Origin of the sequence: Nitratiruptor sp. YY08-10 (genome assembly GCF_016629565.1) — a bacterium.
Classification (GTDB): Bacteria; Campylobacterota; Campylobacteria; order Campylobacterales; family Nitratiruptoraceae; genus Nitratiruptor.
In genome coordinates, this window is sequence record NZ_AP023057.1 from 923049 (window position 1) to 944950 (window position 21902).

Consider the following 21902-nt stretch of genomic DNA (forward strand, 5'->3'; position numbering starts at 1 on the left):
ATTGTCCTTTAAAAATGTTTATAATTCATCTTAAAATTTTTCAGCAACGTAATAGTAATGCTTTTTGAGTATAATAGTCAAAATTTTCAAAAAGGAAAAGGATGTTAGGTGTAAGTATCCTGTATGGAATCTATATTTTGGTCAAAATCTATGTTTCTGTAATGCAAGCCGGATTTGTTGCAAAGGCGAAACATACAAAAGCGGTTTTGATGCTACCTTCTAAATTTATCAAAGCGGGACGGTACAGTTTCAAAAAAGAGCGTCTTGCAATTATGGAAACATTTGTAGAATATATTTTGTTTCTGTTTTGGATGGGATTTGGTTTGAGATGGCTTGATACCATCATTCAGATCGATGACATTTTGATCAAAAGTGTGGTCTATATCGATCTTTTTTTTGCTATAAATTATCTTGTGACACTTCCTTTTGATATCTATGAAAAATTTGTTCTGGATGAGGAGTTTGGGTTCAACAAATCTACAGTTTCTCTTTTCATAAAAGACCAGATCAAAATGGCGCTACTCTTTTTGGTTTTTGCTTCTATTCTTGTCTATATCATCGGCTGGATTATGCTTCATGTCTCCAACTGGTGGATATGGGGATTTGTATTTATATTTGCAGTTATCATTTTGATCAATGCAATTTATCCGACACTCATAGCGCCAATATTCAATAAATTCACCCCATTGGAAGACGAAGAGCTCAAAAAAGATATCGAAGAACTCATGAATAGAAGCGGATTTAAGGCCAATGGTGTCTACGTAGTGGATTCGAGTAAACGAGATACAAGGCTCAATGCCTACTTTGGTGGAATTGGGAAAAACAAAAGGGTTGTGCTTTTCGATACCTTGCTCGATAAACTTTCAAAAAAGGAGTTGCTGGCTGTTTTGGGACATGAGTTGGGTCATTTTAAACATAAAGATATTGTAAAAAATATTGTCATGATGGGTGTTATGTTCTTTGCACTTTTTTATATCTTTGCCAATCTGCCAGCTTCTTTGTATGAACAAGCCGGCATACCGGCAAATGCACCCTATAGTGTGATTGCCATGTTTTTGCTTTTGAGTCCGGTCTTTTTCTTTTTCTTCATGCCGCTCATTAATTTTGTAAGTCGAAAAAATGAGTTTGCAGCAGATAGATATGGCAGTGAGCTTGGCGGAAGAGCAAATCTACGAAATGCACTTTTAAAACTCGTTGAAGAAAATAGCCATTTTCCACTTTCGCATCCTCTGTATATCTTCTTTTACTACTCTCATCCGCCAATTTTGGAACGACTCAAAGCACTGGGTTTTGAGGAGAGGAGTGAGGCGGATGAAGCACTCAAAGGAAAGTGCGTTACAATCGATGATGACGATAGCTGAAGCGCTTCAAAAAGCAAGGCAAAAACTCTCCAAAGTTGTCCAAAGGCCTCTTTTGGAGGCCGAAATACTTCTTTGCTATGCCATCAAAAAGGATCGCATATATCTGCATACGCATCCAGAAGAAGAGTTTGAGAGTCGATATTTTTTTGAACTTGTCCAAAGACGTCTGGCACATGAACCGATTGAGTACATTACAGGAAGTGTCTCTTTTTATGGCAAGGAGTTTTATATTCAAAAAGGTGTCCTTATCCCAAGACCAGAGACAGAAATATTGATTGATGAAGTGAGTAAAGAGTTGAAGGGAAACGAAGCTGTGGCTGAAATAGGAGTTGGCAGTGGTGTCATAAGTGCTATTTTGAAGATGAAGTTCCCAGCATTGAAAATTACAGCAACGGATATCAGCGAACATGCGATTTTTTGTGCAAAAAAGAATTTTAGACGCTATAATTTAGATATTGAGCTTATCAAAACCAGTCTTTTAGATGGAGTGGACAAAAGATTTGATGTTATTGTTTCAAATCCTCCCTATATTGCAAAAGGGTTTGAACTTGAACCAAATGTCGTCAATTATGAGCCTCATGAAGCACTTTTTGGTGGTGAAAAAGGGGATGAGCTCTTAAAACAAATCATTGATCTTTTTTTGGCAAGTGATGCGAAAATTCTTGCTTGCGAGATGGGATTTGATCAAAAAGATACCATAAAAAATTATGTACAGAATAAAAAAGAGATTACGATACGGTTTTTTAATGATTTAGCTGGATTGGATCGGGGATTCATTATGCAAAGGAGAAACGATGCTACGTTGGATTGATATAGGGTATATGATACTTTTAGGTATTACACTTGGTGTTGTGGTTGCTTTGGGAGCATTCGTGGCACCAGTTGTTTTTCATGCAAATGATTATATCGGGGAAAATTTGCTGAGCCATTTTCAGATGGGGCTTATCATGACAGCCATCTTTGTAAAAGCAAACTATCTGCTTAATTGTACAGCGGTTGCCATCGTTATACGAGAATCGTATGACTATAAGCGGTTTATTCGTGATAGATTGGTATTGCCATCAGCTGCTACTGCTGTTTTGATGATATTTTTATTTACCTTATACTATACTAAGCAAATAGTTGCGTTTCAGGCAAAAGGAAGCAGTATAATAAACGATCCATTGTTTCAATCGCTTCATAAAGCGAGTGAAATCGATTTTGGTTTACTTGGGTTTTCGCTTCTTTTATTGCTTGGACGAAGACTCTATCTTCAGTACAAAGGATAAGGGTGGAATATATCATCCGTATCAAGGATTTATGGAAACGTTTTGGCGATAATCAGGTTCTTAAAGGCGTCAATCTTGATATTGTGAAAGGAAAGACCACTGTTATATTGGGACTTTCCGGTGGCGGAAAATCGACAATCATCAAACATATTGTACGACTTTTGAAGCCGGACCGAGGTGAAGTCTGGGTAGATGATGTTAATATGGCTACTGCCGATGAAAAGACAGTTTTTGCCATGCGTAAAAAAATTGGCTATCTCTTTCAAAGTGGTGCACTGTTTGATAGTATGAATGTGTATGAAAACGTCTCATTTCCTTTAAGAGAACATACAAATCTCAGTGAAGATGAAATTCGACAAAGAGTGGAAGAGCGGCTTGTTATGGTCGGACTTGAACCCAAAACGGTTTTGAAACTCTATCCCGATGAACTCAGTGGTGGGATGCGAAAAAGGGTGGGACTTGCCAGGAGCATTGTTCTCGATCCCGGGATCATTTTATATGATGAGCCTACGAGTGGACTCGATCCAATTACAAGCGATCTCATTTCCCAGCTTATCAAAAAGACGCAAGAAAATTTAGGGGTAACTTCTGTTCTGATCAGTCACGATATCAAAGAGAGCTTTAAATGTGGAGACTATTTTGCCATGCTGTATGATGGAAAGATCATTGAGTATGGTGACAAAGAGCATTTCCAAAACTCAACAAATCCGTATGTACGACAATTCTTGGAAGGAAAGGGCGAAGGCCCCATCAAAATAGTGGAGTAAATAGAAAAAAGTAGAGGATATTAGTCCATCTGCTTTCTTAAAAAAGTCGGGATGTCAAGGACATCTTCGTTTTCTTCATATCCTCCGCTCACTTTTTTTCGTATTTTCATCGTATCTTGAATAGGTTTGACAATCTGGACAGGTTCGGATTTCTCTTCTTGATGCTCAAAACCTGTGGCAATAAGAGTTATTTTGACTTGATCCGGGGCCATATTTTCATTTGTTGTGGTACCAAAAATAACATGTGCATCTTCATCCGCGCTTTCATAGACAACATCCATCGCTTCGCTGATATCCACAAGCGGATAGTCCGGATGGATTGTAAAATGAACAAGGACACCCATGGCACCGTTGATGGACATATTGTCAAGCAGAGGTGATTCAACTGCGCTCTTGATCGCTTCATATGCAGAATTTTCACCTTGTGCCTCACCTACACCCATAAGTGCCAGACCTCTATGGCTCATGACTGTCTGAACATCGGCAAAGTCAAGATTGATATCGTTTTGACCATAAGAAAGAATTACCCCACTTATACCACCGACTGCTCTGGCAAGGACATCGTCAACGATACGGAAACTATCTTTGATGCCGAGTTTTTTATCGACAATGGAGAGAAGTTTGTCGTTTGGAATAACAACAATGGAATCGCTCTCTTTTTTTAGTTCACTGATTCCCTCTTCAGCAAGTCTGCTTCTTCTTCTCCCTTCGAATTTGAAAGGTTTCGTAACAACTGAAATAGTCAGTGCTCCCACTTCCTTTGCAGCCTGAGCTATGATAGGGGCTGCTCCTGTACCGGTGCCTCCACCCATACCAGCAGAGATAAAAACAATATCAGCGCCTTCAAGTTTCTCTTTGATTTCATCATAGCTTTCCAAAGCCGCTTCGCGACCGATTTCCGGTTTCATACCGGCACCCAGTCCTCTTGTGGTTTTTTCGCCAAGTTGAATTTTTACATGAGCTTGTGATGTGGATAGTGCTTGTGAATCTGTATTTGCAACGATCAATTCTATACCATCGATGCCTTCGGCAATCATGTGGCCGATCATGTTTCCACCGCCACCACCGACACCGACAGTCTTTATATTTGCTCCGGTTACTTTATGTTTTTCTTCTATATTGAAACCGTTTTCCATCACCCATCCTTCCTAGAGATTTAAAATAGTTGCGTAAGCCATTTAAAAAAACCGCTGATACTTTTTTTCTTCTTTTTCTCTTCAAATGATTCCATCTCTTCAAGATTTAAAAGATCCTCTTTTGCAGTAGGAGCAGAAATATCGTGTTGCTCCTCATTACTGAAATGAGGCATCTCGTTGATGGATATAAGTTCTTTACTGTATCGCAAACGGCGGTTGGAATCGATCTCATACGGAGTAAACTCTCCATTGCCGTAAAGTGCCAGACCTACCACAGAAGCAAAAGCCGGATCGTTCCACTCTTTGGGCATTCCTTGCAGAGCTCTTGGTTTTGCGATACGCGTAGGCATATGATCAAAAATAGCGTTTGCCAGTTCTCGAATGCCGCCAAGTTTTGTCATTCCACCCGTAAGTACAATACCGCCGCCTATCTGATCTTTCAGTCCACTTTTTTCTATCGATTGGGCCAAGATCATGAGTGTCTCTTCCACTCGTGCATAGATAACATTGTAAACGATTTCTAAAGAGACTTGATGCGTGTTTCCTTCCTCACCAATGGAGGGGATTTCGATTGCTTCAGCCTGAGCATTTTTGATATTTCCGTAAAGCAGCTTTATCTCTTCTGCCACAGAAAGGGGTGTATGCAAAGCCATCGAAAGATCGTTTGTGATATGCATCGAACCTACGGCCAAAAAGTCGTTGTAAACGATCGAATTTCCTGCATGGATTACGAGATTGCATGTACTTCCACCCATGTCGATGACACAGGCACCAAGCTCCTTCTCATCTTCGTTGAGCGTCGCAATTGCAGAAGCGTATCCGCTCAAGACAATCGATTCAATCTGTAATCCTGCTTGCTGTACAGCTTTTTTGAGATTGGAAATACTCGATTTTGGTGCAGCGATGATATGGACATCCACTTCGAGCCTGCTTGCATTCATACCAAGGGGGTCTTCTATAAAATCCTGCCCGTCAACTTTGAATTTATAGGGAAGAACATGGACTACTTCATATTCATGTGGGATGTTTGCATTGTAAAGAGCGGTTTGCATCACTCTGTTGATCTCATCGATGGAGATCTCTTTGTTTGGAATATTGACAATTCCTGTACTGTTTGTACCTTTGACATAAGCTCCGGAAATCGAGACTATTGCCTTTTTAGGAGATGTACCGGAGATTCTGTTTGCGTCCTCATACGCTTCTTTGATGGATTTTGTGGCCAGATCTATATTGGTAATAACTCCTTTTTTAAGGCCTTGGGTTTTTGTGACACCGCTGCCTGTAACAACAAGTGCCTCTTCGTCATCTCTTTGTGCAATCAGAGCGGCAACTTTTGTTGAGCCTATATCGATCGCTAAAATAGTGTTTGACAACTAAATTCCTTTGTACACTTTTATTTCATACATAGATTGTAATTTTTTTATTAAATTGTCATTTTGGATTGTATTTTTTAACTTTACACTATTATTGCTTATCAGTGCTTTATTTTTCCTTATTTTAGGTATCAGTTGCAGTTTTTGATCAAGAATTTGATACAGAACCACTTTTTTGTTTCCTAACGCCACAAAACCCCTGACACTTTGGGAAAGGAAAAGCTTTTGCAAAAACTGTTGGGCTTCTTGTGGGGAAAGTTTGTTGAGCTTGTCAAAATCTTCTTTGGTAATATAACCATCTGTTATTGTTCCTTGAAAATTCTTGACCATCTTTTTTGCTTTTTCCAGTAGAAGTTGATATCTTTTTTGTTGTAAGAGATCTTTTTTTACCTCAAAAACGGCTTTTTCAAAAGACATTGGCAAAGATGGGATTTTTTTGTTGATTTTTACGATAACGAAGCGATCTTTTATAAAGACCGGTTTGAGTACACTGTTTTGGGATGCTCGTGCAATTTTTTGCATAAGTAAGCTAGGAAATGTGGTGTCGTTTAGAGCTACAATACGATGTTTTTGTGCTTGTAATTTTCCCTTTTTAAATTGTATATATTTTTTTAGAGCCTCTTTTTTGCTTTTTTTGATATCAAGATCACGCATCACTTGTTCTTTGGCTTTATCAAAAGATAATATCTTTCCCTTGTCGTCTTTGTATTTGAGTTTGTGCTGTTTGTAATAGTCTTTGAGTTCATTTTCACTTACATGAAAATGCTTAATGGGTATTTCGATGAGGGAGAGATCATATTTTGGAACGGTTTTGTACCTATTCTTATGTTCTTCATAATACTTTTTCAGCTCTTTTTGGCTGACAGTGGCATTGATCTCATCGTCGGTCATAATGGCATATTTTATTTTATCACCCATAAAAAGAGCAGAAGCCATCATGTCAAACTCAAGTTGTAATGGTTTAGAATAGGAGAGTGAATGATTGAGTTTTTGTAAAAGGATCTCTTTTCGAATACTCTGTTCAAAATCTTTTGGTTTTATGTGGTTTTGCTGCAATAGTTTGTTGTATAGATTTTTGTCAAAACTTCCGTTTTGCCAAAAAACTTTCATTGAAGCGATCTTTTGAGCAACTTCTTCATCCGTTACCAGGAGGCCAAGGTCATGGGCATAGTTTTCCAAAAGAGCTTCTTGTATCAGTTCATTGAGTACCATTTTGTCCAGGCCCATCTTTTTTGCCTGTTCTTGATCAAGTTTACCTTGCAGCATCTTGTTGTAATAGTTGTAAACGTTTGCATAACGCTGTTGAAACTCTTTTAGTGTTATTTTTTCATTGCCCACTTCGGCTACCGCATTCGATGCTGAACCGTATTTGTATGCACCCCATCCGACAAATCCGGCACCGACAAAAGCGATCGTACTGATCCATATGGTAATGACAAGATATTTTTTATGTTTTTGCATCCAGCTAATCATAAGCCAACCTTTGTATAATAATTGGGCTTATTGTATTGAAAAAGATATTAATAGACAATAAAGGTAAATCATGACGAACGCCCAGATAATGGAACGTGATTTAGCGCATATCTGGCACCCCTGTACCCAGATGAAAGATCACGAATCGATCCCTCTCATTCCTATCAAAAAAGCAAAAGGTGTTTATCTTTATGATTTTGACGGTAATCGATATATCGACGGAATAAGCAGTTGGTGGGTCAATCTTTTTGGACACCAAAATCCCTATATCAATGAAAAGATTCAAGAACAGCTTGCGGTATTGGAACATGTGATATTTGCCGGGTTTACACATGAGCAGATTGTTCGCTTGAGTGAACGGCTTGTTACGATAACTCCAAATGGACTCAACAAGTGTTTTTATGCGGATAACGGCAGCAGTGCCATTGAGGTGGCTTTGAAGATGAGCTTTCACTATTTTAAGAATCGTGGAGAGACAAGACCCTATTTTGTCTCTTTGACAAACAGTTACCATGGTGAGACGTTGGGTGCCTTGGCAGTTGGGGATGTGGAACTGTACAAAGAGACTTATGAAGAGATAATGATTCGTACACTGCAAGCCAAAGTGCCAAAAGATAGAAGTGAGAAAGCAACAGATGAAGCGATCAAGGATCTACAGAGAATTTTTGAGACACATAAAGGAGAGATTTCTGCTTTCATTGTGGAACCACTTGTACAGTGTGCCGGATATATGCATATGTATGCACCCGAATATCTTACAAAAGCCAAAAGATTGTGCGAAGCATATGACATTCATTTTATTGCAGATGAGATAGCTGTAGGATTTGGCAGGACTGGAACAATGTTTGCCTGTGAACAAGCTGGTATATCTCCAGATTTTATGTGTCTGTCAAAAGGATTGACAGGAGGTTATCTGCCACTTTCGGTTGTTTTGACCACAGATGATGTTTACAATGCTTTTTATTGTGATTACAATGAATTCAAAGCTTTTTTGCATTCGCACAGCTATACAGGCAATGCTCTGGCATGTGCGGCTGCAAATGCGACACTCGATATTTTCGAACGAGAAGATGTCATAGAAAAAAATCGAGTAAAAATTGAGTATATCAAACAAAAATTGCAGACTTTTTCTGAGCTTCCCTGTGTGAAAGAGGTGCGACAAACAGGAATGATTGCAGCAGTGGAACTGCAAGGTTTCGATCCCAAAGAGCGTATAGGATTGCATATCAATCAAACATGCTTGAAAAAAGGGATATTTATTAGACCGTTAGGGAGTGTGGTATACTTCATGCCTCCATATATTATTGATTTTGAAGAGATAGACACCATGATCGAGGGTGTGTATGAAACGATAAAGGAGCTTTGTGGACGCACCTCATAAACCTGTTTTACTCAATGAGGTTTTGGACAGTTTTCAAAATACGACTGGAATCATTGTTGATGCTACTCTCGGATACGGTGGTCATAGTGAAGCACTATTGAAGCATAATCCAGATATTAAAATAGTCGGAATCGATCAAGATAGTGAGGCGATCGCCTTTTCCAAACAAAGACTGGCACCCTATGGTGATAGAGTCCGGATCATTCATGGTCGATTTGCTGAGGTCATTGAAGATATATTGAAAAACAACGAAGTCAAAGGGGTTTTGGCTGATATCGGCGTTTCCTCTTTGCAACTGGATAAAAAAGAGCGAGGTTTTTCCTTGTTCAGTGAAAATCTTGATATGCGTATGGATCAAAATGCCAAGCTAAGTGCATATGATGTAGTAAACACGTACGATGAAGAGGAGTTGAAACGCATATTCAAAGAGTATGGAGAAATTCGACAGGCAGGAAAACTTGCAAAGATTATTGTAGAAAACAGACCTATTAAAAGCGCAAAACAGCTTGCAGATATTGCTCTAAAAATTCTTCCAAAAAACAAGAAAATCCATCCTGCAACGACGCTTTTTCAAGCGATTCGAATAGAAGTCAATAAAGAACTGGAACAATTAGAAGGACTTTTGGATGCTTTGGAACATCATAAGCCCAAAGGTACAAAAGTAGCCATTATCACATTTCACTCTTTGGAAGACAGGATCGTTAAACAGCGTTTCAAAGAGTGGGCAAAAAGCTGCATCTGTCCCCCTGAAGCAATGCGCTGTACATGTGGAGCAGATCATGCGCTTGGCACTGTTGTAACAAAAAAGCCGATAACCGCATCCAAAGAGGAGTGCAAAGAAAATCCAAGATCGAGAAGTGCAAAACTGAGGGTTTTTCAGTTTAAGGAATGAAATGAAAAGTGAAGAGAAAAAAGAGCTTTTAGACTCTTTTGAAGAGGCTGAATATGAACAAAGCCTTTTGGATGTAAAAGATCTCATTCTTACTTTTTTGGTTATAGCCATTATTTTTGCACTCATTTTTCCAAAAATTTACATTAGCAATCAGATTTACTATAAAAGTAGAAAGATCAATAAATTGTTGGACGATTATGAAATTTTAAAAGAGGAGCATAGACTTTTGCAGCAAAAATTGGAACAGATTCGTTTTAAAAACCAGGTTTTAGACTCTATATTTTGAGGAAACAATGAGGAAATTTCTTGAATTTGCCATAGAGAAGGCTTCATTAAACCATCTTTTTTTGCTTCTCATTTTCATTCTTTCCATCTTTGCCTATCAAAACGTTCCGAAAGAGATTTTTCCCCCGGCGACTCTGGATAAGATACTTATCACTGGCGGATATGCAGGAGCCAGTGCCCAGACACTGGACAAAATGGTAGTAAAAAATCTGGAAGATGAACTCAAAAATGTACAAAATCTCTACGATATCGATGCGATTATAAAAAATGGAAGTTTCACGATTGTTTCTGATATCAAAGAGGGTGCAAACAATCTCTTGGTGCTCAATGATGTCAAAGATAAAATTGCCAAGATCCGAAAAGATTTGCCACCTGACATGGACGAACCAATTGCTACGATACTGACAAAAAGTTTCCCTCTGGTTCTCATTGCCATTGCCACAGATGAAGAGGAACGCAAACTCCTCGATGTTGCAGATAAACTCAAAAGCGATCTTGCCTCTTTGAAAAATTTAAGTGAAATTGATATAAGGGGCTGGAGAGAGGATGAACTTCAAATCGAAATAGATCCCGAAAAAATCAATGCTTTGGGGCTTGGTCTTCTTCAGGTGAGTGATCTCGTTGCGCAATTGTCAACGATATTTCCGGTAGGAAGTATCAAACAAAGAGGTAATCACTTCTTCTTGAACACGCAAAATGGACGAAAAAAGAAAGAAGAGCTGGAAAATACAATTCTTGTTATAGGAAAAAAACGGGTTCGTTTGGGAGATATTGCACATATCTCTTTTGCGCTGAGCGAACCGGTAACACTATCACACTTTAATGGTAAGCCCAATGTTTCTATCAATGTTACCAAAACAAAAAACGGCAATGCAATCGAACTTGTCAAAAAAATAAAAAATATCTTACAAAAGTACAAAAAGCGCTATCCCGGTTTCGAATTTAAAATTTATACCGATACATCTATCTGGATTCGAAACAGGCTCAACACTGTTACATCCAATCTATTTTTCGGTCTTATATTGGTTTTTACCGCTCTTTTGCTGACAGTGGATTGGCGTATAGCTCTGGTAGTGGGTATGGGAATTCCTGTTAGTTTCATGATAGGACTTATCTCCTTGGAAATGCTTGGGTACAGTCTCAATATGCTTTCACTCTTTGGTGCTCTTATCGCCCTTGGAATGCTTGTGGATGAAGCGATTGTCGTAGCAGAAAATATCTATCGGCATCTGGAGATGGGAGAGGATTCCAAAACTGCGGCTATACAGGGTTCTTTGGAGATGTTTCCAGCTGTTTTGACGGCAACGGCAACGACTATTTTCGCTTTTTTACCTCTGCTTATCATAAGTGGGGAAATGGGAATTTTTATCCGAATTCTTCCTGTCATCATCTCGATACTTCTTTTAAGCTCGCTCTTTGAAGCCTTTTACTTTCTGCCGCTGCATGCTAAAGAGATTTTAAAAGTTGGAAAGAAAAAAGAGCCATCAAGGCTTTGGCGGTTTTTAGGTGATTTGTATGAAAGGGTTTTGCGGTTTTTATTGAAAAGAAAAACGGTTTCGACAATAGTTCTGGTTGGATCCATTCTATTTGGAACATTCATTTTACTCAAACAGACAAAATTTCAGCTCTTCCCCACATTCGATACGACCCAGATATATGTGAGCGGTTCTGTGAATATCAATTCAGATGTGGAAGATACGCAAAAAATAGTTTCGCAACTAGAACAGGCTATTTTGCATTCGATAAATAAAGACGAAGTCTCTTCAGTTACGGCTATTTTTGGAATGAAATTGGATGCAAAAAATAACGCTCAAATGGGGAGCAATCTTTTTCATATTTTTATCAATTTGCATGAGTTGAAACCCCAGAATTTTGTCGATAAGTATATTACGCCACTCTTTTCAATCGAGTATGACGACAGTGATATGCTTCGAAACAGAACTGCAAGAGCGATTGCCCAAGATATCAAAAATATTGTTGCGAAATTTCAACATCCCCCTTTTGAAGAGATCAACGTCATTGTTCCTCAAGCGGGAATCGTTAAAAGTGATATTGAGATAAGTCTGGAATATAAAAATCCAAAACAGGTTCTTAAGGCTATCCGGATGCTTGAAGATGGGTTGCATCATATACCAGGAGTGTATAACATCACAGATGATGCAAAAGAAGGGGAAAAAGAGCTCAAACTGATCCTGAACGATTTTGCTGATCGCCTCGGTATAACCGAGGGGTATTTGGCCTCTTATCTTAGATCTCTCTATCTTGATGCTGAAGTTGCAAAGATGTTCAAATATGACAAACTCATCTATGTCAAATTGAGATCTAAGACAAAAGATCTTTTTGATCAATTTCAAAATTTGGTCATTCAGGCACCTAATGGCCAAAAAGTACTTATAAAAGAAATTGCGACGTTTTTGGTACAACGTCATTTTTACAATATCATCAAAGAGAACGGAAAAAAAATACGAACGGTCTATGCTTCGCTCAACAAAAAGATGATAACGACTGCAGAAGTGTATGATAGACTCAATCCATTATTGAAAAAAATAGAGAGACTTGGTGTAAAGATAAAGATAAAAGGGGAGCAAAAAGAGAATACAAAACTGATAAGGGAGATTACAAGAGCTTTTATTATTGCAATTTTTCTTATCTTTGGAGCTTTAGTCTGGATGTTTAACAGTTTTGTCTATTCTTTGATTGTATTGAGTGTCATACCGCTTTCGTTATTTGGTGTCCTTGTTGGAAACAAGATTATGGGACTCAATTTGACAATGCCCGGTATGCTTGGCCTAGTGGGACTTGCTGGTGTCGTTGTCAATGACGGTCTGATTATGCTCGATTTTATACGAAAATGCACAAGCATCGAGTGTGTCATACGAAGAGCGAAACTGAGACTCCGTCCGATCATGCTTACGTCCATTACTACCATTTTAGGACTTTCTACTTTGATGTTTTTTGCAAGCGGGCAAAGTCTCATATTGCAGCCCATGGCGATTACGCTTGGTTTTGGGATTGCATGGGCTACAGTTATCAATCTCCTTTTGGTTCCGCTTTTATATTCCGTTGTAAAGAAAGTTCAACAAAAAGTTTGATATACTTATGCTTATTTCAAGGAGGGGATGATGTATTTTGAGGACGATGATGTTTTGGGTGGTTCACCTAAAAGTCGTTTTATAGATATTGTCTTTCACGCAAATAGAAATGTTGTGGAAAAAGAGCTGGAAGAGATTATGGAGTGGATGGCTGCACTTGAATTGATTATCGAACAAAAATGTGATCTGGATGTGGAAAAAGAGGTCCGAAACATCCTTTTTGATGATTCGAAAAAGAAGGATTTAGAGAACAAAGTCAATTCACTCTATATTGAATATATGGGAAAAATTTTAAGTCAATCCGAATAAAGGGCTTCATTGTTAGAACAGGTTAAAATGCAAATGGAGCAGATCATACGTGATCTGCAAGATGAGAAAGTGTTAGAGATTTATCGTTCCATTCCCATGGGTAAGATGCTTCGAAGTAAACTTATTCTCTATATCGCTCCTGTTGCAGAGGCGATACGCATAAGTGCCATCATTGAGCTCATTCATATGGCAAGTTTACTGCATGATGATGTGATTGATGAAGCGGATACACGAAGAGGAAAGCCTTCTGTCAATGCAGTGCTTGGCAACAAACCAGCTATAATGATAGGTGATATTCTCTATTCAAAAGCTTTTTATGAGCTTACTTCTTTACCCGGGACGATAGCTCGGACTATTTCTCAAGCTGTGGCGCTGCTTAGCCTCGGGGAGTTGAAAGATGTGGAACTTTCTAAACGTTTTCATCCAGATATTGAGGCTTATATGGATATGATTTATAAAAAGACAGCCTCCTTAATCGAAGCAAGTGCAATAAGTGCGGCATATCTTAGCGGCAAAGATATGAAAAGTTATGGAGAATATGGAAAGAAACTTGGCCTCGCTTTTCAGATAGTTGATGATATTTTAGACATTACATCTGATGAAGAGACGCTTGGCAAGCCGGTACTCAATGATTTTTATGAGGGGAAGACAACATTGCCGTATATCTATCTTTATGAAGCTTTGGATATAGAAGAGAAAGAGAAACTAAAAAATTTATATAAAAAAAGATTGGAAGAAGAAGAGAAAGAGTGGCTATTGGATCGATTCGAATCGACAGGGGCGATAGAAAAAAGTAAAGAGTTCGCAAGAAGATTGGGATATGAAGCAATGCAAGCAATTCCAAAACAGGAACAGAAACTGCAAGAGATTATGGAAGCTCTCATTGAGAGGACATATTGATGCAGTATCTTGTAATTAGTTTTTCACATAAAAATACCGATATTGTTACAAGAGAGAAGCTTGCTCTTTCTGACGAGGGGCGAAGAGAGGAAGTTGCAACGCCCCTGTTACAAAACTCCTCTATCAATGAAGTGATTATCCTATCAACCTGCAATAGAATAGAAATTATTCTAAGCGTCAAGGATCCTTTCAGTGCAACTGAAGCAGTTTTGAAAAAGCTTTCCGAGGTTTCTGGAATCCATTATGAAGAGCTTGAAGGTAGAGCAGATATCTATGAAGACAATGGTGCTATCCATCATGTGTTTAGTGTCGCCAGTGGATTGGATAGCCTCGTTGTGGGAGAGACACAGATAACTGGTCAGATCAAGGATGCATACAAAGAAGCCTATGAAAAAGGTTGGTGTGGACAGAAACTGGGACGCGTCATGCATTATGCATTCAAATGTTCCAAAGAGGTTCGTTCCAGTACCGATATCACAAGAAGTCCCGTATCTGTTGCAAGTGCAGCGGTCAACATGGCCAAAGAGAAGCTTGGCAATCTGGGAGGAATGAGCGCTCTTGTTGTAGGAGCCGGAGAAATGGGCAGACTTGCCGCAAAACATCTCATTTCCCATGGCTGTAATGTGATACTTGTCGGACGTGATCTCGAAAAGACAAAAACGGTGGCCCAGGAGATCGATCCGGATATTCGTGTGGAGCATGTTTCCAATCTTCAAAAATTGATCAACAGCTACCGCCTTCTATTTAGTGCGACATCTTCGAAAAATCCTGTTATTACCAAGGATATGGTCAAAGAGCAGAGTTTTGACCGATACTGGTTCGATATGGCGGTGCCAAGAGACATTGAAGAGATCTATGTGGCACGGGTTCACTATTTTGCTGTAGATGATCTCAAAGAGATTGTCAATAAAAATATGGCCTTTAGGGAAGAACAGGCAAGAAATGCCTATAAAATTGTTGGTCATTTTGTCAATGAGTTTTTTAGATGGCTTCAAACTCTTGAGATAGATCCAATTATCAAAGAGATTCGTAAACGTGCCAAAGAGTCAGCTATCTCAGAATTGCAAAAGGCGATAAAAAAGGGATATATTCCAAAAGAGTATGAAAAAAGCATAGAGAAACTTTTGCACAATGCTTTCAATAGATTCTTGCACGATCCCACCAAGCAACTCAAAGCGATTGCGGATGAACCAAGGGCTGATACTATCGTAGAAGCTATAAAATTCTTTTTTGAAATAGAGGAAGAGGTCGGTTTGAACCGTTATAAGTGTGAATATTATATGAATTTAAGGAGCTGATGTGCGTTTTAGCAAAACCTTTATTCCAACAATGAAAGAGAACCCAAAAGACGCGGTTCTTCCAAGCCATATCTATCTTGTCAGAGGTGGATTTATTACACAAGTTGCTAGTGGAATATATAACTTTTTACCTCTTGGAAAAAAGGTTTTAGATAAGATTCGAGCTATTGTCAAAGAGGAGTTGGATAAAGCAGGATGCCAAGAAGTCTCTTTGGGCTTTGTGACACCGTGTGAATTGTGGGAAGAGAGTGGACGGTTTGGGAAATATGGCAAAGAGTTACTTCGATTTAAAGACAGAAAAGAGAACTGTTTTGTTCTTGGACCCACACACGAAGAGATGATGGTAGACCTCGTTCGAAATAGGGTGACGAGTTATAAACAACTTCCTCTCAATCTGTATCAAATAAACTGGAAATTTAGAGATGAAGCAAGGCCAAGATTTGGACTGTTGAGAGGACGAGAATTTTTGATGAAAGATGGTTACTCCTTTCATGCAGATGAAGAGGATATGAAGCGAGAGTATTCTTTGATGGAACAGACATATCGTAATATATTTACGAGACTGGGACTTCGTTTTAGAGCCGTAGAAGCAGATGTGGGTGCCATTGGCGGAAGTGCAAGCAAAGAGTTCATGGTGATAGCAGAGAGTGGAGAAGATACGATTGCAATATGCAGCGAATGCGAATATGCAGCAAATGTGGAAGCTGCAAAAAGAAAAAAACCCGAAGCTCCTGCCGAGGCTCCGGAATTTAGTAATTTTGAACCTTTTTACACTCCAAATCTAACTTCTATTGAGGAGTTGAGCGACTTTTTCAAGGTTCACCCATACTATTTTGTCAAAGCCGTTGCGAAAAAAGCGCTCTATGACGAAGGTGAAGAGATAGTTCTATTTTTCTTGCGAGGAAGTGATGAGCTGCAGGAGGTAAAGGCTGCCAATGCGATAGGTGCAAATGAATTGGTTGACGTCAATGAAGAAGAGTTGGAAAAAGCAGGCATTGTTCCAGGTTTTATAGCGCCGTATGAACAACAATGTACAATCGTTTTTGATGAGGATCTCAAAGGAGCCAAAGGTCTAATTTGTGGCGGGAACAAAAAAGATTATCATCTTATAGGAGCAGATCTAAGTCATTTCGATGATGCGCTTTTTGTGGATATTGCCCAGGTAAAAGAGGGGGATTTGTGTCCAAAATGTGGGGCGGTCATGAAACTGACTAAAGGAATTGAGGTAGGACACATTTTCCAGCTTGGCACCAGATATAGCGTTGCTATGAATGCCACTTTTTTGGATAAAGAGGGGAAAGCGAAGCCATTTGTCATGGGAACGTATGGTATAGGTGTCAGTAGGCTCGTTGCAGCAGCAATAGAGCAAAATCATGATGATAAGGGTTGTATTTGGCCACTTCAGATTGCTCCGTTTGAAGTCGATATCATCGTTTCCAACATTAAAGATGAAGAGCAGTATAATTTTGCGCAAGAGCTGTATGAAAAATTGAAAAATAGTGGTGTAGATGTTATTTTGGACGATAGACCCGAACGATTTGGTCCGAAAATCAAAGATTTTGAACTTATAGGTTTTCCTTATGGTATTATTGTAGGTAAAGGCCTTAAAGAGGGAAAAGTACAGATTGTCGAAAGAGCGACATTGGAAAAAGTTGAAATACCCAAAGAGGAAATATTTGAAATGATAATGAAAAAGGTACAAGCAAGTTGATGATTTATTTTGTTCTTTATCTTTTTATTGAAACAGTTGTGTCTGTTTCAATTGCCAGTCGCATAGGCCCAATTTGGACATTTATAGAGATTGTTGCAACAGCTGCTTATGGCGTATGGCTTTTGAAAAATATTCATATTCAGCTTTTCACAACGATGCAGGCATTGGCGAATGGAGAGATAACACAAGAAGAGTTTGAACAGATGAATCTCTCAATGGTATTGGGAGCGATACTGTTGATAATTCCCGGTTTTTTTACAGATATATTGGGAATTCTTCTCCAATTTGGAGTATTTTCGAAATTTCTAGCTAAAAAGATATTTAAATTGAAAGCAAAAGAGGAGAGAGATGATGTTATTGATGTGGAGATTATTGAGCGTTAGTGTTCTTTGTGCTGTTGCTTTGCAAGCGGCAACGACAAAAGATGTGGTTAAGTTTGTGAAAAGGGGACTGGGCTCAAATCCAAATCTCAAAGTCTACGATGTAAAAATTATCGATAAAATTGCTCTTGAGAACCCAAAAGGCTGGGACGCCTATGCTGTGCAGTTTAAAATAGGCGTCAAAAGAGGCAATAAAGAGCAAAACCTTACGCAAATGGATATCCTCTTTGCCAATGATAGATACGTGGCTCCGAATTTCGTTGATATCAAAACCAATAGAAGCCTCAAACAAAGAATAGTACTGAATTTTAAAGAGAGTTTTTATGACAAAAAACATCTCATTTTCGGAAACGAAAACGCCAAGCATAAAATAGTTGTTTTCAGTGATCCGCTCTGCCCATTTTGTCGCGAAGTAGTGCCAAAGCTTTTTGAAGCAGCGAAAAAATATCCTGATATCTTTGCGCTGTATTACTATCATCTTCCTATCCGAAGTCTTCATCCGGCATCTGTTCCATTAGCAAAAGCGATTATTTATCTGAAAAAGCAGGGGAATAAATCAGCTATTGAAAAGATATATAAAACGGAGTTTGATTATTCCCAAAAAGATGAGGACAAAGTTTTACAGGAGCTTGATCAAAAACTGGGTTTGAAACTCACAAAAGAGCAAATCAATCAAAAATGGGTTCGTGACGAGTTACAATATGATCAGTCTTTGGCAAGAAAACTTCTTATTCATGGAACACCGGCCGTATTTTTAGATGGCAGATTTGATCCATCAAGAAAAAAATATCTTAAATACATTCCTAAAGGTCATGAATGAAAAAACTGACAATTGCGACAAGAGGCAGTAAACTGGCATTATGGCAATCGAATCATATTAAGGCCCAGTTAGAATCATTTGGTTATGAAGTGGAGTTGAAAATTTTCAAAACAAAAGGGGATAAAATACTTGATACACCCCTGGCGCTTATCGGTGGAAAGGGACTTTTTACAAAAGAGCTTGAAGATGCAATGCTAAGAGGAGAAGCCGATCTGGCTGTCCATAGTCTCAAAGATGTCCCAACACTTCTTCCTGATGGTCTTATGCTTGGAGCCATAACCAAAAGAGAAGTAACCAATGATGCGCTTCTTAGTGAAAAATATGAAACACTTGAAGATCTTCCTCCAAATGCAGTAGTAGGGACAACATCTTTACGAAGAAGAATGCAACTGTTGCATCTTCGGCCAGATATCCAAATCAAAGATCTTCGAGGCAATGTAGATACTAGAATCAATAAACTAAAAAATGGCGAGTTTGATGCTATTATATTGGCATATGCAGGGTTAAAAAGACTTGGTATTTTAGATAGTGTGCGTTATGTGCATCCGATAGATGAAAATACCATGATTCCTGCAATGGGTCAAGCTGCTCTTGGGATAGAGTGTCGGCCGGATGTGGCTGATATTGTTGGTCAACTCAATGATGAAAAAAGTGCAATAGAGACATCTGTCGAAAGGGATTTCGTTGATAGGCTTCAAGGTGGGTGCCAGGTACCAATAGGTGTTCGTGCCTCACTTCTTGAAAATGGTGATATTATCGTAAAAGCAGTGGTGGGACTTCCAGATGGCAGTGAGCTGTTAAAAGACAAAGTTTTTGGCTCAAAAACAAATTATCAAGAACTTGGTAAAGCGTTGGCCGATTCGATGATAGCCAATGGTGCGAAAGAGATGCTGCAAAGAGCTGAAGCGATGGCCTTTAAGGAGCATAAATGAAAAAATTGCTGTTTGTTGCACCTGCATTTGCTTTTTTATTCAGCGGATGTGGCATGGATTTGGGACGAGTGAACCATAGAATTTTTCCTAAAAAGTCTGGTCAGTTAGAGATTCAATGTGGGAAAAATCTTGATTTATGTTTGCAAAGAGCCAGCTTGAAGTGTGGTTATACTGGATATAAACTACTTTCAAAAGAGAAACGAAACGAAGAGTGGACGATAAGGGTGCAATGTAGAAAGTAATCTCTACATCATTCCCAGTACCAGTTTCGCTTCATCGCTCATTTTACTTCGATCCCATGGGGGATCAAAAGTCAAATTGACTGTTACTTCCGCCAAACCATCAATTTTATTGGCGATATTTTTTACCATTTCGACGATACTTTCACCTACAGGACAGACGACGCTTGTCAGGGTCATTGTGATGATGGCTTCATAGCCATCGGGTCTTCTTTTGAGTTTCAAATCGTATATTAGACCAAGGTCGTAGATGTTGACTGGAATCTCTGGATCGTAAATCGTTTTTAGATATTTGATAATCTCTTTTTTGATCTCTTCGGGTTTCCCATATTTTTTTTCATGGTCCTCGATATCTTCAATCCCGTCGTTATCTACTTCAATCTCTTTTTCTTCAAGATTCATCGATTCTCCTCATAGAGTTTTATAAATTCCTCTTTTATTTCTTGATCACCCAGTTTTTCGAAAATCTCATTGAGAAAACTCAGTACCAGCATCTCTTTTGCGTCTGCTTCGGCAATACCACGTTGCCTTAGATAAAAGAGCGCCTCTTCGTCAAGATGTCCCGTTGTGGAGCCATGGGTTGCTTCAAGAATATATTCTGTATAGATTTCCATTTGCGGTTTACTGACCATATATGCGCCATCATTGAGCAAGATTGTTTTTGAATCTTGATAGATGGAACTATATTTTGCAGGATTCTTTACGATCAAAAGCCCATCGAAAATTCCTCTCGCTTCATCCTTGAGGATATTTCTTGCCATTTGGACGGTTCTAGAGTCTTTTCCTCTATTTTCGATATGGAAAGTGTTTCCTATGCGTGCATTCTCTTTGGCAAAAAGAACATGGCTTGCATTTGCCGCAGCATTCTCTTCTAAAGATATATGGTAGTTGTGCAATGTTTTTGCATTTCCAAAATCAAATGTAAAAAGTCTAAATTCACTACTCATATCACATCGAATACTGTGTGGAGCGATTTGTGCGAAATTTGCAAAATTCGTCGTTCTGTTTTGAACGAGCTGTAAAACACTGTTTTTGCCTAAATGGATGTCAAATCCGTAAAAATAGAGCGACTCGTCACTTAAGACAAGATAGTCTTCCCGAATCTTGGCATTGATTCCAGGATGAACAGTTACTTTGATTCTGTATGGTACGAACGTGTTGGATTTAGTAAATTTTTGAACGATTTTAAATTCACAATCCTCTTCGATATCGAGATGAATCGTTTTATCCACCAAAAGATGATTGATATAATAGACCTGATCATAATGACTATCATCTATTTTTGGATTTTTGAGTAGCTCGATGTATACATTCTTGGGAGCTTTTGTAACCGTTCCATCGACAATCTCTACATAATCGGCTATCTCGATCTTTTGTGCAGGTGGCTGATAAAATGTATACTCTTTTTCTAAAATCGGTTTGATGCCAAAATATCGATAGTGCTCCGTTTTTGGTGTTGGCATCCCCATGGATTTGAGTTTTTGTACAAGAGCTTTTTTATCCCCAAACTCTTCGAGATTGATGTTTGCTATCTTCATCACTCTTCCCCAAATATTTTATATCCCTCTTTTTCAAGAGCGTCAACGATTTCAAGACCACCTGTTTGAAGTACTTTTCCATTTTTCAGAACGTGGACGTAATCAGGCTTGATATAGTCCAGAATCTTTCTATAATGGGTAATGATCATAAATGTTCTGTTTTCATCTCGCATTTTGTTGATGGCTTCACTCACTTTTTTCAGTGCATCAATATCCAGGCCTGAATCTATTTCATCAAGGATGACAAAATCGGGTTCCAAAATCTCCATCTGTAAAATTTCATTGAGTTTTTTCTCTCCACCGCTAAAGCCTTCATTGAGACTTCTGTGGATCATCTCTTCACGCATGCCAAGTTCTTTGATCTTCTCTTTCAAAAGTCTCAAAAATTCTGCTGCATTTAACGGATTTAGCCCTTGATGCTTTCTTTTGGCGTTGAGTGCGGTTCTAAGAAAATAGGCATTATTTACCCCCGGTATTTCTACGGGATGCTGAAAAGACATAAAGATGCCTTCTAACGCTCTCTCTTCCGGTTCCATCTCGACAATATTTTTACCTTTATACAAAATCTCACCTTCTGTAACCTCGACATCCGGATGGCCGACAATAGTTTTGGAAAGAGTCGATTTTCCGGCTCCGTTTGGACCCATTATCGCATGTACTTTTCCTTTGAAAAGTTCAAGATCGATCCCTTTTAAAATCTCTTTATCCCCAATTTTTGCATGAAGATTGTTTATTTTCATCATTACA

At 38.7% G+C, this 21902-nt stretch carries 22 protein-coding genes; 16 read left to right on the plus strand and 6 right to left on the minus strand.

The genetic code is table 11. The features are described from left to right. Positions 1-101: 101 nt before the first annotated feature. The 4 genes from JG735_RS05030 to JG735_RS05045 are packed head-to-tail and all read left to right on the plus strand — an operon-like array spanning position 102 to position 3396. On the plus strand, positions 102-1361 hold the full coding sequence (locus JG735_RS05030; protein WP_201333994.1) for a M48 family metallopeptidase: 1260 nt from the start codon (positions 102-104) through the stop codon (positions 1359-1361). Further along, positions 1312-2172: a peptide chain release factor N(5)-glutamine methyltransferase gene (gene prmC, locus JG735_RS05035; protein ID WP_201333995.1), complete on the plus strand. Its 861-nt coding sequence runs from the start codon at positions 1312-1314 to the stop codon at positions 2170-2172. Before JG735_RS05030 ends, prmC begins: the two co-directional genes overlap by 50 nt. Continuing rightward, on the plus strand, positions 2156-2629 hold the full coding sequence (locus tag JG735_RS05040; RefSeq protein ID WP_201333996.1) for a DUF4149 domain-containing protein: 474 nt from the start codon (positions 2156-2158) through the stop codon (positions 2627-2629). The genes prmC and JG735_RS05040 overlap by 17 nt, the downstream gene beginning before the upstream one ends. A 2-nt stretch (positions 2630-2631) precedes the next feature. Continuing rightward, the gene (locus tag JG735_RS05045) at positions 2632-3396 is read left to right on the plus strand and encodes an ABC transporter ATP-binding protein (RefSeq protein ID WP_201333997.1); all 765 of its coding nucleotides are present in this window, start codon (positions 2632-2634) and stop codon (positions 3394-3396) included. 20 nt (positions 3397-3416) lie between these two features. Here JG735_RS05045 and ftsZ read toward each other — a convergent pair whose 3' ends face one another. From ftsZ to JG735_RS05060, 3 genes are read right to left on the minus strand one after another with little or no spacing between them, the layout of a single operon-like run. Then, the gene (gene ftsZ / locus JG735_RS05050; RefSeq protein ID WP_201333998.1) at positions 3417-4532 is read right to left on the minus strand and encodes a cell division protein FtsZ; all 1116 of its coding nucleotides are present in this window, start codon (positions 4530-4532) and stop codon (positions 3417-3419) included. A 20-nt stretch (positions 4533-4552) separates the two neighbouring features. Beyond that, positions 4553-5905 (minus strand): cell division protein FtsA, encoded by a 1353-nt coding sequence (gene ftsA / locus JG735_RS05055; RefSeq protein ID WP_201333999.1) that lies wholly within the window; start codon positions 5903-5905, stop codon positions 4553-4555. Further along, positions 5906-7378: a peptidylprolyl isomerase gene (locus JG735_RS05060; RefSeq protein ID WP_201334000.1), complete on the minus strand. Its 1473-nt coding sequence runs from the start codon at positions 7376-7378 to the stop codon at positions 5906-5908. Positions 7379-7448: 70 nt separating this feature from the next. On the opposite strand from JG735_RS05060, the gene JG735_RS05065 reads away from it, so the two are divergent. From JG735_RS05065 to JG735_RS05120, 12 genes are read left to right on the plus strand one after another with little or no spacing between them, the layout of a single operon-like run. Beyond that, complete coding sequence (locus JG735_RS05065; protein ID WP_201334001.1) at positions 7449-8759, plus strand: adenosylmethionine--8-amino-7-oxononanoate transaminase; 1311 nt, start codon at positions 7449-7451, stop codon at positions 8757-8759. Continuing rightward, on the plus strand, positions 8743-9651 hold the full coding sequence (gene rsmH, locus JG735_RS05070) for a 16S rRNA (cytosine(1402)-N(4))-methyltransferase RsmH (protein ID WP_201334002.1): 909 nt from the start codon (positions 8743-8745) through the stop codon (positions 9649-9651). The genes JG735_RS05065 and rsmH overlap by 17 nt, the downstream gene beginning before the upstream one ends. A 1-nt stretch (position 9652) precedes the next feature. After that, entirely contained in the window at positions 9653-9937 is a 285-nt protein-coding gene (locus JG735_RS05075) for a hypothetical protein (RefSeq protein ID WP_201334003.1), read from the plus strand. A 7-nt stretch (positions 9938-9944) separates the two neighbouring features. Continuing rightward, positions 9945-13028 carry an efflux RND transporter permease subunit gene (locus tag JG735_RS05080; RefSeq protein ID WP_201334004.1) on the plus strand — a complete coding sequence of 1028 codons (3084 nt, stop codon included), beginning with the start codon at positions 9945-9947 and terminating at the stop codon, positions 13026-13028. A gap of 27 nt (positions 13029-13055) precedes the next feature. Next, positions 13056-13337 carry a DUF2018 family protein gene (locus tag JG735_RS05085; RefSeq protein WP_201334005.1) on the plus strand — a complete coding sequence of 94 codons (282 nt, stop codon included), beginning with the start codon at positions 13056-13058 and terminating at the stop codon, positions 13335-13337. A 9-nt stretch (positions 13338-13346) separates the two neighbouring features. Then, entirely contained in the window at positions 13347-14237 is an 891-nt protein-coding gene (locus tag JG735_RS05090) for a polyprenyl synthetase family protein (RefSeq protein WP_236583861.1), read from the plus strand. Further along, positions 14237-15535 carry a glutamyl-tRNA reductase gene (hemA, locus tag JG735_RS05095; RefSeq protein ID WP_201334006.1) on the plus strand — a complete coding sequence of 433 codons (1299 nt, stop codon included), beginning with the start codon at positions 14237-14239 and terminating at the stop codon, positions 15533-15535. The genes JG735_RS05090 and hemA overlap by 1 nt, the downstream gene beginning before the upstream one ends. A gap of 1 nt (position 15536) precedes the next feature. After that, complete coding sequence (locus tag JG735_RS05100; protein ID WP_201334007.1) at positions 15537-17246, plus strand: proline--tRNA ligase; 1710 nt, start codon at positions 15537-15539, stop codon at positions 17244-17246. Beyond that, a complete protein-coding gene (locus JG735_RS05105; protein ID WP_201334008.1) occupies positions 17246-17629 on the plus strand; it encodes an FxsA family protein in 384 nt (127 codons plus the stop codon). Before JG735_RS05100 ends, JG735_RS05105 begins: the two co-directional genes overlap by 1 nt. Next, a complete protein-coding gene (locus JG735_RS05110) occupies positions 17595-18446 on the plus strand; it encodes a thioredoxin domain-containing protein (protein WP_201334009.1) in 852 nt (283 codons plus the stop codon). The genes JG735_RS05105 and JG735_RS05110 overlap by 35 nt, the downstream gene beginning before the upstream one ends. Further along, positions 18443-19378, plus strand: a complete 936-nt coding sequence (gene hemC, locus JG735_RS05115; RefSeq protein WP_201334010.1) for a hydroxymethylbilane synthase — start codon at positions 18443-18445, stop codon at positions 19376-19378. The genes JG735_RS05110 and hemC overlap by 4 nt, the downstream gene beginning before the upstream one ends. After that, the gene (locus JG735_RS05120) at positions 19375-19620 is read left to right on the plus strand and encodes a hypothetical protein (RefSeq protein WP_201334011.1); all 246 of its coding nucleotides are present in this window, start codon (positions 19375-19377) and stop codon (positions 19618-19620) included. The genes hemC and JG735_RS05120 overlap by 4 nt, the downstream gene beginning before the upstream one ends. 3 nt (positions 19621-19623) lie before the next feature. Here the strand turns inward: JG735_RS05120 and JG735_RS05125 are convergent, their stop codons facing one another. Genes JG735_RS05125 through sufC form a run of 3 tightly spaced genes read right to left on the minus strand, consistent with a single transcriptional unit; the run spans position 19624 to position 21898 of the window. After that, positions 19624-20019, minus strand: a complete 396-nt coding sequence (locus JG735_RS05125; RefSeq protein ID WP_201334012.1) for an iron-sulfur cluster assembly protein — start codon at positions 20017-20019, stop codon at positions 19624-19626. Next, positions 20016-21155, minus strand: a complete 1140-nt coding sequence (locus tag JG735_RS05130; protein ID WP_201334013.1) for a SufD family Fe-S cluster assembly protein — start codon at positions 21153-21155, stop codon at positions 20016-20018. The genes JG735_RS05125 and JG735_RS05130 overlap by 4 nt, the downstream gene beginning before the upstream one ends. Next, entirely contained in the window at positions 21155-21898 is a 744-nt protein-coding gene (gene sufC / locus JG735_RS05135; RefSeq protein ID WP_305080205.1) for a Fe-S cluster assembly ATPase SufC, read from the minus strand. The genes JG735_RS05130 and sufC overlap by 1 nt, the downstream gene beginning before the upstream one ends. Positions 21899-21902: the final 4 nt, after the last annotated feature.

What these genes read in the sequence shown, in the direction of transcription:
- prmC (WP_201333995.1), top strand. Translation starts at nt 1,312, where the DNA reads ATGAAGCACTCAAAGGAAAGTGCGTTACAATCGATGATGACGATAGCT.
- JG735_RS05120 (WP_201334011.1), top strand. Translation starts at nt 19,375, where the DNA reads ATGAAAAAATTGCTGTTTGTTGCACCTGCATTTGCTTTTTTATTCAGC.
- JG735_RS05075 (WP_201334003.1), top strand. Translation starts at nt 9,653, where the DNA reads ATGAAAAGTGAAGAGAAAAAAGAGCTTTTAGACTCTTTTGAAGAGGCT.
- hemA (WP_201334006.1), top strand. Translation starts at nt 14,237, where the DNA reads ATGCAGTATCTTGTAATTAGTTTTTCACATAAAAATACCGATATTGTT.
- JG735_RS05080 (WP_201334004.1), top strand. Translation starts at nt 9,945, where the DNA reads ATGAGGAAATTTCTTGAATTTGCCATAGAGAAGGCTTCATTAAACCAT.
- ftsZ (WP_201333998.1), bottom strand. Translation starts at nt 4,532, where the DNA reads ATGGAAAACGGTTTCAATATAGAAGAAAAACATAAAGTAACCGGAGCA.
- JG735_RS05105 (WP_201334008.1), top strand. Translation starts at nt 17,246, where the DNA reads ATGATTTATTTTGTTCTTTATCTTTTTATTGAAACAGTTGTGTCTGTT.
- JG735_RS05110 (WP_201334009.1), top strand. Translation starts at nt 17,595, where the DNA reads ATGATGTTATTGATGTGGAGATTATTGAGCGTTAGTGTTCTTTGTGCT.
- JG735_RS05085 (WP_201334005.1), top strand. Translation starts at nt 13,056, where the DNA reads ATGATGTATTTTGAGGACGATGATGTTTTGGGTGGTTCACCTAAAAGT.
- JG735_RS05030 (WP_201333994.1), top strand. Translation starts at nt 102, where the DNA reads ATGTTAGGTGTAAGTATCCTGTATGGAATCTATATTTTGGTCAAAATC.
- JG735_RS05040 (WP_201333996.1), top strand. Translation starts at nt 2,156, where the DNA reads ATGCTACGTTGGATTGATATAGGGTATATGATACTTTTAGGTATTACA.
- hemC (WP_201334010.1), top strand. Translation starts at nt 18,443, where the DNA reads ATGAAAAAACTGACAATTGCGACAAGAGGCAGTAAACTGGCATTATGG.
- sufC (WP_305080205.1), bottom strand. Translation starts at nt 21,898, where the DNA reads ATGATGAAAATAAACAATCTTCATGCAAAAATTGGGGATAAAGAGATT.
- JG735_RS05125 (WP_201334012.1), bottom strand. Translation starts at nt 20,019, where the DNA reads ATGAATCTTGAAGAAAAAGAGATTGAAGTAGATAACGACGGGATTGAA.
- JG735_RS05065 (WP_201334001.1), top strand. Translation starts at nt 7,449, where the DNA reads ATGACGAACGCCCAGATAATGGAACGTGATTTAGCGCATATCTGGCAC.
- JG735_RS05060 (WP_201334000.1), bottom strand. Translation starts at nt 7,378, where the DNA reads ATGATTAGCTGGATGCAAAAACATAAAAAATATCTTGTCATTACCATA.
- JG735_RS05130 (WP_201334013.1), bottom strand. Translation starts at nt 21,155, where the DNA reads ATGAAGATAGCAAACATCAATCTCGAAGAGTTTGGGGATAAAAAAGCT.